The organism is Allobosea rubneri, from assembly GCF_032464875.1.
Taxonomy (GTDB): Bacteria; Pseudomonadota; Alphaproteobacteria; order Rhizobiales; family Beijerinckiaceae; genus Allobosea; species Allobosea rubneri.
Window position 1 is genome coordinate 1 of the sequence record NZ_JAWDID010000149.1, and the last position, 567, is coordinate 567.

Below are 567 nucleotides of genomic sequence, written 5' to 3' on the forward strand. Positions count from 1 at the left end.
CGGATAGACGATGGTGATCAGGAAGACGTAGCCGGCATACATCGCCGACAGCACGAGGCCCGGGATGAAGGCACCCTCGTACATGTCGCCGACCGAGCGGCCGAGCTGGTCGGCGAGCACGATCAGCACGAGCGAGGGCGGGATGATCTGGGCGAGCGTGCCCGACGCCGCGATGACGCCGGTGGCGAGGCGCCGGTCATAGCCGTAGCGCAGCATGATCGGCAGCGAGATCAGGCCCATCGAGATCACCGAGGCGGCGACGACGCCGGTGGTGGCGGCGAGCAGGGCGCCGACGAAGATCACCGCATAGGCGAGGCCGCCGCGGATCGGCCCGAAGAGCTGGCCGATGGTGTCGAGCAGGTCCTCGGCCATGCCCGATCGCTCCAGCACCAGCCCCATGAAGGTGAAGAAGGGGATGGCGAGCAGCACGTCGTTGTTCATCGTGCCGTAGATGCGCTCCGGCAGGGCCTGCAGGAAGTTCTCCTGGAACATGCCGAGCTCGATGCCGACCAGGGCGAAGAGCAGGCCGTTGGCGGCGAGCGCGAAGGCGACGGGATAGCCGAGCAG

General features: G+C 67.7%; 1 protein-coding gene. It reads right to left on the reverse strand.

All coding sequences use genetic code 11. From position 1 onward, the window contains the following. On the reverse strand, positions 1-567 hold a 567-nt coding region (locus RKE40_RS29700; RefSeq protein WP_316021746.1), incomplete at both ends, for a TRAP transporter large permease subunit.